Genomic DNA, 11,854 nt, shown 5'->3' on the forward strand with positions numbered 1-11,854 from the left:
TGCGAGGAGACCAAGACCCATGCGACCCAGCTTCGACGAGATGCAGGCCACCAGCACCAGCGTGCGAGACCACTATCGGGTCTACGACCGCTGGCTGGCGCAGCAGCCCCGCGATGTGATGCGCTCGCGGCGCGAAGAGGCCGAGATGATCTTCCGCCGCGTGGGCATCACCTTCGCGGTCTATGGCGCGAAAGACGAAGACGGCTCCGGCACCGAGCGCCTGATCCCCTTCGACCTGATCCCGCGCGTGATCCCGGCGGCCGAGTGGGCCGAGATGGAGAAGGGCCTCACCCAGCGTGTGACGGCGCTCAACCGCTTCATCCACGACGTCTACCACGAGCAGGAGATCATCCGCGCCGGCATCGTGCCTGCCGACCAGATCTTCAAGAACGCGCAGTTCCGCCCCGAGATGATGGGCGTCGACGTGCCAGGCGGCGTCTACTCGCACATCAGCGGCATCGACATCGTGCGCGCGGCCAACGCCGACGGTAGCGGCAGCTACTACGTGCTCGAAGACAACCTGCGCGTGCCCAGCGGCGTGAGCTACATGCTCGAGAACCGCAAGATGATGATGCGGCTCTTCCCCGAAATCTTCAGCCAGCATCGCGTGGCGCCGGTGGCGCACTACCCCGACCTGCTGCTCGAGACGCTGCGCGGCGTGGCGCCTGCAGCCGTCAACGACCCGACGGTGGTGGTGCTCACCCCCGGCATGTACAACAGCGCGTATTTCGAGCACGCCTTCCTCGCGCAGCAGATGGGCGTGGAGCTGGTCGAGGGGCAAGACCTCTTCGTCAAGGACAACTTCGTCTACATGCGCACCACGCAGGGCCCGAAGCGGGTCGACGTGATCTACCGCCGCGTCGACGACGACTTCCTCGACCCGCTGGCCTTCCGCCCCGATTCCACGCTCGGCTGCGCGGGCTTGCTCAGCGTGTACCGCGCCGGCAACGTGACGCTCTCCAACGCCATCGGCACCGGCGTGGCCGACGACAAGTCGATCTACCCCTACGTGCCCAAGATGATCGAGTTCTACTTGGGCGAGAAGCCCATCCTCAACAACGTGCCCACGCACCTGTGCCGCGTTGAAGAAGACCTCAAGTACGTGCTCGACCATCTGCCCGAACTGGTGGTGAAGGAAGTGCACGGTGCCGGCGGCTACGGCATGCTCGTCGGCCCCGCCGCCACCAAGGCCGAGATCGCCGATTTCCGCAAGGCGCTCGAAGCCAACCCCGAGGGCTATATCGCGCAGCCGACGCTCAGCCTGTCGACCTGTCCCACGTTCGTGGAAAGCGGCATCGCGCCGCGCCACATCGACCTGCGGCCCTTCGTGCTCTCGGGCAAGGAGGTGCAGATGGTGCCGGGCGGCCTGACCCGCGTGGCGCTGAAGGAAGGCTCCCTCGTCGTCAATTCGTCGCAGGGTGGTGGTACCAAGGACACCTGGGTCCTTGAAGCTTGAACGACAAGGAGGTCTGAATCATGTTGTCGAGAACTGCCGACCACCTCTTCTGGATGGCGCGCTACATGGAGCGCGCCGAAAACACCGCGCGCATGCTCGATGTCAACTACCAGACCTCGCTCTTGCCGCAGTCGGCCGACGCGGCCGAGAACGGCTGGCGCGGCCTGCTGAGCATCTCGGAGCTGACGCACGACTACCACACCCGCTACGGCGAGGTCGACGCCCGCAAGGTCATGGCCTACATGGTGGGCGACGAGAAGAACCCATCGAGCATCTACAACTGCCTGCTCGCCGCGCGTGAGAACGCACGCGCCGTGCGGGGCGCCCTCACCACCGAGGTGTGGGAGACGCAGAACCAGACCTGGATCGAGTTCCAGCGCATGCTGCGCGTCAAGGCCTTCGAGAAAGACCCCGGCGAAGCCTTCGAGTGGGTGAAGTTCCGCTCGCATCTCTCGCGCGGCGTGACGGTGGGCACCATGCTGCAGGACGAAGCCTTCCACTTCCTGCGCATCGGCAGCTTCCTTGAGCGCGCCGACAACACTGCTCGCATGCTCGACGTGAAATTCCATGCGGTCGAGAGCGAGTTCTACGGCGCGGGCAACGGCAATGGCAATGGCGTCTCGCGAGACCAGGAATACGACTTCTATCACTGGTCGGCCATCCTGCGCTCCGTCTCCGGCTTCGAGGTCTACCGCAAGGCGTACCGCAACGTGATCCGGCCCGAGAAGGTGGCCGAAACCTCATCCTGCGCGCCGACATGCCGCGCTCGCTCGCCTGCTGCATGGACGAGGTGGTGGCCAACCTCAAGCGGGTGGCCAACGAGCAGTCGCACGAGACGCTGCGCCGTGCCGGCCGCCTGCAGTCCGACCTGCGCTTCGGCCGCATCGACGAGATCCTCGCGACCGGCCTGCATGCCTTCCTCAGCCAGTTCCTCGAACGTGTGGGCACGCTGGGCGTTGGAATCAGCCGTGACTTCCTCGTTCCCGTCGCCGCCTGACCGGATGCGTGCTGGATGAAGCTCACCATCCAACACGTCACCCACTACGACTACAGCGCTCCGCTGCAGTACGCCTTGCAGTCGCTGTGCCTCACGCCGCAGGCGAGTGCACACCAGACGGTGCACGAGTGGACCGTCACCGCCCCTGCGCCGCTGCATGCGCAACGCGACGGCTACGGCAACCTGGCCCACACCTGGAGCCTGGCGCGCCGCAGCTACGGCAGCGCGGTGCGCGCCGCCGGCACGGTGGAGACCCACGCCTCGCCCTGGCTGGTGGACGACACCAAACCGACCTGGCTCTACCTGCGCAGCACGCCGCTCACCGTGGCCGATGACCGGCTGGCGGCGCTCGGCCGCGTGCACCTCGCCGACGGCGTGACCGAAGACTCGGCGATGGCACTCGCGCAGGCCGTGTTGAAGCGTGTGCGCTACAAGTCCGGCACGACCCATGTGCACACCACCGCGCAGCAGGCCTGGGAGCAGGGCGTCGGTGTGTGCCAGGACCACGCCCATGTCTACCTCGCCGCCTGCCGTGCGAACGGCGTCGCCGCACGCTACGTGAGCGGCTATTTCTACGCCCCCGAAGCGCCGCACCTGGCGAGCCACGCCTGGGTCGACGTGTGCGTGGAGCCCGACGCCGCCCGTTGGCTCAGCGTCGACATCACCCACGGCTGCCTGATGGACGAGCGCCATGTGCGCCTGGCCGTCGGGCTCGACTACGCCGCCTGTTCGCCCATCCGCGGCGTGCGCGAAGGCGGTGGTGACGAAACCATGCGCGTACGCATCGACATCCGCAAAGCCGGCGAGCCCGCCGCGCCTCCTTTTTCCCAGCAGCAGACCCAAGCCCCGGAGCCCTGAATGTCCATCCACGTCGCGCTCAACCACGTGACCCACTATCGGTACGACCGGCCGATCAACCTGGGGCCGCAGGTGGTGCGGCTGCGCCCGGCGCCGCACTCGCGCACGCGCATCCTCAGCTACTCGATGCGCGTCGAGCCCGCCACGCACTTCATCAACTGGCAGCAGGACCCGCAGAACAACTACCTCGCGCGCCTCGTCTTCCCCGACAAGACCACGAGCTTTCGCATCGAGATCGACCTCGTGGCCGAGATGTCGGTGCTCAACCCTTTCGACTTCTTCCTGGAGCCCTCGGCCGAGCACTTCCCGTTCGACTACGACGCATCGCTTGCGCACGAGCTGGCACCGTACCGCCTGAAGGGCGAGCTGACACCGGCGCTCGCGAACTATCTCGCGAGCATCCCGCGCGAGAAGAAGCAGACCACCAACTTCCTGGTCGAACTCAACCAGCGCCTGCAAGGCGACATCGGCTACCTCATCCGCATGGAGCCCGGCGTGCAGACGCCGGAGGAGACACTCACCAAGAAGTCGGGCTCCTGCCGCGACTCGGGCTGGCTGCTGGTGCAGATCCTCAGGCACCTGGGCTTTGCGGCGCGCTTCGTCTCGGGCTACCTGATCCAGCTCAAGAGCGATGTGAAGTCGCTCGATGGCCCGAGCGGTACCGAGGTCGACTTCACCGACCTGCATGCCTGGTGCGAGGTCTACCTGCCGGGCGCCGGCTGGATCGGCCTCGACCCCACCTCGGGCCTGCTCGCGGGCGAAGGCCACATCCCGCTCGCATGCTCGCCCGACCCGTCGTCGGCCGCGCCCGTGACCGGCGCGCTCGACGAATGCGAGACCGAGTTCGAGCACCACATGAAGGTCACCCGCGTGTGGGAAGCGCCGCGCGTGACGTTGCCCTACACCGACGAGCAGTGGGCCGACATCGAAGCCCTCGGCCACGAGGTCGACGCCGACCTGCGCCGCCACGACGTGCGCCTCACGCAGGGCGGCGAGCCCACCTTCGTCTCGGTCGACGACCGCGACGGCGCCGAGTGGAACACCGAGGCCCTCGGCCCCACCAAGCGCGTGCTGGCCGCCGACCTGATGGACAAGCTGCGCGCCAAGTACGGCGACGGCGGCCTGCTGCACTACGGGCAGGGCAAGTGGTACCCCGGCGAGCAGCTGCCGCGCTGGTCGCTCAACCTCTTCTGGCGCAAGGACCGCGAGCCGATCTGGGCCAACCCCGAGCTTTTCGCGAGCGAGCACCACGACTACGGCATCACCGACGTCAAGGCGCAGCAGTTCCTGTCCGGTGTGGCCAGGCGGCTGGCCCTGGACCCGAAGTACGTGTTCCCGGCGTATGAAGACGTCTGGTACTACCTGTGGCGCGAGCGCAAGCTGCCGACCAACGTTGACCCTTTCGATGCGCGCCTGTCCGACGAGTTAGAGCGCGACCGCATCCGCAAGGTGTTTTCGCAGGGGCTCGACAAGGTGGTCGGCCACGTGCTCCCGGTGCTGCGCAACCCGACGGGCGCCACACGCTGGCAGACGGGCCCCTGGTTCCTGCGCAGCGAGCGCTGCTACCTCGTGCCCGGCGATTCACCGCTCGGCTATCGGCTGCCGCTCGACTCGCAGCCCTGGGCCTCGTCGGCCGATTACCCGTGGACGCACCAGCCCGACCAGACGCAGCCTTTTGCGCCATTGCCGCCCTACCGGCGTTTGCGCTATGCGATGGCCGACCAGGAGCCGGGCGCACCGGCTGCGTCGCAGGAGCTGCTGACCACGGGCTCGACCTTCGGTGAACGCTCGCGCGCTGCGCTGAACGGCAAGGCCGCCAGTGCCACCGCCACCCCGGCCCAGGAGCCGCCCCGCGCGCCTTCACGCTTCGAGTCGGCCGGCTGGATCACCCGCACCGCCATGTGCGCCGAGCCGCGCCACGGCCGGCTCTACGTCTTCATGCCACCGACCTCGGCGCTGGAAGACTACCTTGAGCTCGTCGCCGCCATCGAAGACACCGCCGCCGAGATGAAGCTGCCGGTGATCCTCGAAGGCTACGAGCCGCCGAAGGACCCGCGCCTGTCGACACTGCGTGTGACGCCCGACCCCGGCGTGATCGAAGTCAACATCCACCCGGCGCACAGCTGGGAGGGCTCGTCGACCAGACCACGCATCTCTACCAGGCCGCGCACGAGACGCGCCTGTCGACCGAGAAGTTCATGGTCGACGGCCGCCACACTGGCACCGGCGGCGGCAACCACTTCGTGCTCGGCGGCGCGACGGTGGCCGACTCACCCTTCCTGCGCCGGCCCGACCTGCTCGCGAGCATGGTGGCCTACTGGCACAACCACCCGGCCTTGAGCTATCTCTTCTCGGGCCTCTTCATCGGCCCCACCAGCCAGGCGCCGCGCATCGACGAGGCGCGCAACGACTCGGTCTACGAGATCGAGATTGCCTTTGCCGAGTTGCAGCGCAAGACGGCCGAGGGGCCGGGCGAGTGCCCGCCGTGGCTGATCGACCGGCTGCTGCGCAACCTCTTGATCGACGTGACCGGCAACACCCACCGCGCCGAGTTCTGCATCGACAAGCTCTACTCGCCCGATGGCCCCACCGGCCGCCTGGGGCTGCTCGAGATGCGAGCCTTCGAGATGCCGCCGCATGCGCGCATGAGCCTCACGCAACAGCTCCTGATGCGCTCGCTCGTGAGTCGCTTCTGGCAGCAGCCCTACCAGCCGCCGCGCCTGAAGCGCTGGGGCACCGAGCTGCACGACCGCTTCATGCTGCCCCACTTCGTGTGGCAGGACCTGTGCGACGTGGTCGAGGAGCTTCAACCAGTTCGGCTACGCGATGAAGCCCGAGTGGTTCGCGCCGCACCTCAACTTCCGCTTCCCGCGCCTGGGCGACTTCAACGCGATGGGTGTCGACGTGGAGCTGCGCCTTGCGCTCGAACCCTGGCACGTCATGGGCGAGGAGGGCGCGCCCGGCGGCACGGTGCGCTTCGTCGATTCGTCGGTGGAGCGCGTGCAGCTCAAGGCCACCGGCCTCGTGAGCGACCGCCATGTGCTCACCTGCAACGGCCGCGTGGTGCCGATGCAGCCTACCGGCAAGGTCGGCGAGTTCGTGGCCGCCGTGCGCTACCGCGCCTGGGCGCCACCCTCGGCCCTGCACCCGACCATCGGCGTGCACGCGCCGCTCACCTTCGACCTCGTCGACAGCTGGATGGGCCGCTCGCTCGGCGGTTGCCAGTACCACGTGGCCCACCCGGGCGGGCGCAACTACGACACTGCGCCGGTCAATGCCTACGAGGCCGAGGCGCGGCGCCTGGCGCGCTTCTTCCGCATCGGCCACACGCCGGGCTCGATGCGCGTGCCGAAGGACGAGCGCAACCCGAACTTCCCGTTCACGCTCGACCTGCGACGCGCCGTGCGCGAGTAGGCGGTACTGCGTTGCTGCACCGGCAGCGCCATCGTTCGATACCCCGGCCCGCCCCCCAAAGGCGGGCCTTTTTCATCGAGGCCCGACCTCCATAATCGGCCGCCAACAAGGCAGGGGGAGACACGATGAAGTTCATCTTCGGTGTGATCGGTGCGGTGCTCGGTTTGCTGATGGGCGAACTGATCGGCGGGCTGATCGGGTTGGGTGTCGGCATCGGGCTTGCGTCGATGCTGAAGAAGAGCGATGCGTCGGCATCTGCGAAAGACGCACCACCTGCTGCCGCCAAGCCACCGGCGCCCACAGCCGTTCCGATGGAAACGCGGGTCGCGCGGCTGGAGCAGGAGGTCGCCCTGCTGCGCGCCGAGGTGAAGCGCCTGTCGAGCGCGCCACACGCTCTGGTGACGAGCAAGGTCGAAGCGCCGGCCGAGGAGCCGATGGCGTTCGACCTGCCCGATCTGGAGCCCGCCGCACCTGCGCCGGTGCCGGTGCCTGCACCCTTCGTGCTGCCACCGGCTCCGGTGGCCGCCCCCATCGCGCAGGCTGCGCCCGCGGTGGCGGCGGTGCCGGTTCCTGTTCCTGCTGCCGTGACTGCCACCGTTCCCGCGGCTGCCCCGGCGCCAGCACCCCGGCCCGCCCCCAGCCCGCGGCCTGCACCCGCGCCGCAGCCCACGCTCGAAGAACGCATGCCGCCCCTGCTGCGCAAGCTCGTCTTCGGTGGCAACACCATCGTCAAGGTGGGCGTGCTCATCCTCTTCCTCGGTCTGGCGTTCCTGTTGCGCTATGCGGCCGAGCGCGTCACCGTGCCGGTGGAGCTGCGCTATGCCGGCGTGGCGCTGCTCGGTGGCGTGCTGCTGGTGCTGGGCTGGCGCCTGCGTGAGCGCAAGGATGGCTATGGCCTGATCCTGCAAGGCGCGGGCATCGGCGTCTTCTACCTCACGACGCTCGCGGCCTTGAAGATCAGCCACCTGCTGCCCGCCGAGCTGGCGTTCGGCTTCCTCTTCGCCGTGACGCTCTTGAGCGCCATGCTCGCGATGGCGCAGAACGCGCCGTGGCTCGCCTACGTGGCAGCCGCCGAAGGCTTCGCGGCGCCGGTGCTGGTGTCCACAGGCAGCGGCAACCACATCGCGCTCTTCAGCTACCTCGCGATCCTCGATGTGGGCATCTTCCTGATGGCGTGGTTCCGCGCGTGGCGGCCGCTCAACCTCATCGGCGCGGTCGGCACCTTCACGCTGGCCGGCGCCTGGGCGCACAAGCACTACACCGATGCGCTCTACCCGAGCGTGCAGGCCTTCCTCCTGTTCTTCTTCGTGCTCTTCACGCTGGTGGGCGTGCTGTTCGCGCGCCGTGCGCTCGCGCTCGGCAGCGAGCCCGACCTGCGCCACCCCCTCGGGCAGCGCGCCTCGCAGACGCTGGCGCAGGTGGGCCGTGTCGACAGCACGCTGGCCTTCGGCGTGCCGCTGGCGAGCTTCGGCCTGCAATACCTGCTGGTGCGCGGCTGGGAGTTCGGGCCCGCCTGGGCGGCGCTCGGCTTCTCGCTCTTCTACCTGCTGCTCGGCGGCGTGCTGCTGCGCGGCGGCAACCTTCGCTACGCCCTGCTCGGCGAAGCCTATGTGATCGTGAGCGTGATCTTCGGCACGCTGGCCATTCCGCTGGCACTCGAAGGCGAGTGGACGGGGGCCACCTGGGCCGTGGAAGCCGCGGGCATGTACTGGCTCGGCGTGCGCCAGGCGCGCCGCTACGCACGGGCCTTCGCGCTGCTGGTGCTGGGCGCGGCCGCGGTGCGGCTCGTGAGCGCGCTCGGGTTCGACTTCACGCCCGGGACGCCGCTCTTTACCGGCTCGGTGCTGGGAGTGCTGCTGCTGGCAGCCAGCGCCGGGGTGATGTTCGTCTTGGGCCGCCGTGCCGGGGTCGATCGGCAAGGCGACTGGGAGGCCGCCGGCGTGGTCGGCCAGCTGTGGATCGGCCTGGCCGCGCTGGCGCTCGCGGCCTGGCTTGTGCTCGTGCCGCAGTGGGCCTGCGTCGCCACCTCGCTGCTGGCCTTCGCCTGTGCCTGGGTGCAGGCGCGCAAGCCCTTGCCGGCCCTGCAGTGGGCCAGTGCGGTGCTGCATGCGGTGGCGCTGGCCGGCTTTGCCACCACGCTGCATGCAGTGCACGGCGAGGCCATGCTCAGCAATGGCTGGCAGGGGCTGATCTCGGCCTGCGTGATCGGCGTGAGCCTGCTGGCGAGCACCTGGCTGCCGCTCAGCGCGGCCTTGCGTGAAGCCGAGGCGCGGCAGACCACGCCGCAGTGGTCGCTGGGCAGCAGCATCGGCTTGCTGGCGGGCATCGCGGTGCTCGCGGGCAGCCTGCTCTTCGTGATGCCGGCCGACATCGCGGCGCGTGTCTGGCCTTTGTTGGGCGTGCTGGCGCTGTGGCTGGGCCTGCGCCTGCACCACCCGGCACTCGCCGCGGCGTGGGCGGCGTTGCAGCTCGCGGCCGCGCTGGCCTTTGGCGTCTATGGCCCCGAACTGTGGGCGGACACCGGGGCGGGCCTCACGCTGTGGACGCCGCTGATCTTGTCGCTCGCCGGCTTCATCTCGGGCGACGCCTTGCAGCGCTCGGCACGTCAGCCGCGCGCTGCCGCGTGGCAGGGTGCCGCGGGCCTGCAATGGGGCGTGGTGGTGTGGAGCCTCGTGTGGTGGTTGCATGCATTGCTGCCCGATCTCTACCGCCATCTGCAGCACACGCAGAAGGCCTGGGTGTTGACGTGGCCGGCAGTGCTCACCGGCTGGGTGCTCGTCACCTCGCTGCTGATGACCGCCGTGGCCCGCTGGCGCGAGTGGCGCGTGCTCGGGCAGGCGACCTGGGCCACCGTGCCGGGCTGGGCCATCACGGCGGCGCTCGGGGTCGGGCTGATCGGCTTTGCGCCGCACGAGCACCTGGGCTGGCTGGTGTGGCCGCTGGCGCTGCTGTGGCATGGCGTGCTGCTGCGGGCGCTGCCGCGCTGGTGGCCCGACCCGGTGATCGCGCCCTTGCACGTGGGTGGCTTCTGGCTCTTCCTGCTGCTGGCGGCGCGCGAGGCGCAGTGGCTCACCGCGGGCCTGGGCGATGCCGGCTCCGCCTGGCCGCTGCTGGGCTGGGTGCTGGTGCCGGCGCTCGTGCTCTCGCTGATCACGCGGCCCTCGGTGCTGCAACGCTGGCCGCTCGCGAGCTTCCGCGTGCCCTACCTGCTGGTGGCGTGCGTGCCGGTGGCCGTGTACCTGCTGCTGTGGCTGTGGGCGAGCAACACGCAATCGGGTAAGGCCGCGCCGCTGCCGTATGTGCCGCTGCTCAACCCGCTGGAGATCGGCCATGGGCTGGTGCTGGTGGCGCTCTTTCTCTGGCACCGCGCCTTGCCGGCCGGCACGCAGCTGCCGCGCCAGGCGCTGCTGGCCGGTCTGGGCGCCACCGCCTTCGCGCTCTACACCGGCATGGTGCTGCGCACCTGCCACCACTGGGCCGGTGTGCCGTGGGAGAGCGGGGCGCTGATGGCGTCGACGCTCACGCAAGCCGCGCTGTCGGTCGCCTGGGCGATCGTGGGTGTGGCGCTGATGATGTTGGGCCACAAGCGTGTCGAGCGCGCGGTGTGGGTCGTGGGCGCGGCGCTGCTGGGAGTGGTGGTGCTCAAGCTCTTCTTCGTCGAGCTGGCTGACAGCGGCGGCCTGTACCGCATCGTGTCGTTCATCGTCGTCGGGCTGTTGCTGCTGCTCGTGGGCTACTTCGCCCCGGTGCCGCCCAGCCGCAAGGAGGCTGCGCATGCGGCGTGAACTGATCGCGGCCGTGCTGGCCTGTGCGCTGCCCGCCTGGGCCGGTGAGGCGCCGCTGGCCGTGCAGGGCCAGGCCGCCTACTACGGCGTGACGCTTCCCTTGGCGGTGCTCGCGCAATCGCGCCAGGCCGACCTGGGCGACATCCGCGTGCTCAACGCGCGCGGCGAGCCGGTGCCGCACGCGTGGGTCGAGGGGCCTGCGCCGGCCGTTGCCGAAGCGCAGCAGCACTCCGTGCCGTTCTTCCAGGCCCCCGCTGCGGCCTCGGCCACCACCGCCTCGCAACAGGGCGGCTGGATCCTCGACCTGCGCAAGGTGACGGGCGCGATGCTCGAGCTTCGGCTGAGCGTGGCGCCCGGCACGCATGGTGTCTACGGCTTCGCCATCGAGGCCAGCGACGACCTGCAGCGCTGGCGCGTGCTCGACGGTGCGGCGCAACTGCTCTCCCTGCAACACCAGGGCCAGCGCCTGGAGCACACGAGCTTCGACCTGGCCGGCGTGCATGCGCGCTACCTGCAATTGCGTCCGCAAGCCGGAAGCCCCGTGCCGCCACTGAACGGCGCACAGGTGCGCAGCGTCACCCATGACCAGCCGGTGCCGCCGCTGCAGTGGAGCGAGCCCATCGGGCCGACGCAGTGCACTGCGCAGTTCTGCGACTACGCCGTGCCGCGCCACCTGCCGCTGGAGCGGCTGGAGTGGCAGCTGTCGGCCGCCAACACGCTCGCGCCGGTCGACCTGCTGGTGCAGTACGAACGGGGCGATGCCACCTCGACACCGCAGCATTCGCGCCGCCATCGTTTGCGCGACCAGCTGCGCGGCGTGCGCCACAAGGATGCGCCGGTCGACCCGGCCAACACCTGGAGCCCGCTGCTGCGCACCACGGCGTACTGGTTGCGCCTGCCCGAGGGAGAGTTGCGCTCGCCGGCCTTGCGGCTCGATGCCGGCGCGGTGACGCAGCTGCGTGTGCAGCCGGTTGGCGGCATGGTGCAGCTGGGCTCGCAGCCGCCGACGATCCGCATCGGCGCGCAGGCGGCGCGGCTCGTCTTCCTGGCGCGCGAGCCCGCGCCGTACCGCTTGACATGGGGCGGTGAAGCGGCCCCCGCCACCTCGCTCGCCCAGCTGATGCCCACGCGCAAGGCCCACGATCCACTGCCCGTCGACACGGCCACCGTGGTGATGACGCCGGCGCCCGCGGCGGCACCCGTCGCTCCGGCGGCCAGCGTGGCACCGGCGGCGCCTGCGCCCTCGCGCAAGCTGTGGCTGTGGGGCGTCTTGCTCGCCGCCTTGTCGGTGATGGGTGTTATGGCCTGGCAACTGCTGCGCCCCGCGAAGACCGGCTGAAGCTT

5 protein-coding genes and 2 pseudogenes are annotated in these 11,854 nt (G+C 69.6%); all 7 read left to right on the plus strand.

The window, feature by feature from the left end; translation table 11 throughout:
* The first annotated feature begins 19 nt into the window (after nt 1–19).
* The 7 genes and pseudogenes from LRS03_RS01165 to LRS03_RS01190 all read left to right on the plus strand — a co-directional run bounded on the left by LRS03_RS01165 (nt 20) and on the right by LRS03_RS01190 (nt 11,849).
* Entirely contained in the window at nt 20–1,456 is a 1,437-nt protein-coding gene (locus tag LRS03_RS01165) for a circularly permuted type 2 ATP-grasp protein (protein ID WP_257823482.1), read from the plus strand.
* A gap of 20 nt (nt 1,457–1,476) precedes the next feature.
* A pseudogene (locus LRS03_RS01170) lies at nt 1,477–2,453 on the plus strand (alpha-E domain-containing protein).
* 15 nt (nt 2,454–2,468) lie between these two features.
* Nucleotides 2,469–3,311 carry a transglutaminase family protein gene (locus tag LRS03_RS01175; RefSeq protein WP_257823483.1) on the plus strand — a complete coding sequence of 281 codons (843 nt, stop codon included), beginning with the start codon at nt 2,469–2,471 and terminating at the stop codon, nt 3,309–3,311.
* A pseudogene (locus LRS03_RS01180) lies at nt 3,312–6,052 on the plus strand (transglutaminase family protein); the annotation flags it as partial.
* An 85-nt stretch (nt 6,053–6,137) separates the two neighbouring features.
* Complete coding sequence (locus tag LRS03_RS26695) at nt 6,138–6,725, plus strand: transglutaminase family protein (protein ID WP_374685084.1); 588 nt, start codon at nt 6,138–6,140, stop codon at nt 6,723–6,725.
* 125 nt (nt 6,726–6,850) lie between these two features.
* Nucleotides 6,851–10,510 carry a DUF2339 domain-containing protein gene (locus LRS03_RS01185; RefSeq protein ID WP_257823484.1) on the plus strand — a complete coding sequence of 1,220 codons (3,660 nt, stop codon included), beginning with the start codon at nt 6,851–6,853 and terminating at the stop codon, nt 10,508–10,510.
* On the plus strand, nt 10,500–11,849 hold the full coding sequence (locus LRS03_RS01190) for a DUF3999 domain-containing protein (protein WP_257823485.1): 1,350 nt from the start codon (nt 10,500–10,502) through the stop codon (nt 11,847–11,849). The genes LRS03_RS01185 and LRS03_RS01190 overlap by 11 nt, the downstream gene beginning before the upstream one ends.
* Nucleotides 11,850–11,854: the final 5 nt, after the last annotated feature.

Origin of the sequence: Rhizobacter sp. J219 (genome assembly GCF_024700055.1) — a bacterium.
Taxonomy (GTDB): Bacteria; Pseudomonadota; Gammaproteobacteria; order Burkholderiales; family Burkholderiaceae_C; genus Rhizobacter.